At 39.2% G+C, this 240-nt stretch carries 1 protein-coding gene; it reads left to right on the top strand.

All coding sequences use genetic code 11. The annotated features are described in order from the left end of the window. The coding region (locus AACQ14_RS24630; protein ID WP_339366158.1) for a Mur ligase family protein at nt 1-240 on the top strand (240 nt) is incomplete at both ends.

Below are 240 nucleotides of genomic sequence, written 5' to 3' on the forward strand. Positions count from 1 at the left end.
ACCTTAGTGGGTATTACCGGTACTAATGGTAAAACTACTACCAGTCAGCTGTTAGCTCAGATGCTTAGTGCCTATGATAAACCTTGTGCTGTTATTGGTACCAATGGTTCTGGCTCTTTAAATAGTTTACAGCCTATAGAAAATACTACCCCTGGTGCTTGTGAGTTACATCAATTATTGAACCATTTTAATGACGAACACTCTGTTCATGGCAAGTTTAGCTATGTAGCGATGGAAGTT

This window comes from Vallitalea maricola, assembly GCF_036985595.1.
Taxonomy (GTDB): Bacteria; Bacillota; Clostridia; order Lachnospirales; family Vallitaleaceae; genus Vallitalea; species Vallitalea maricola.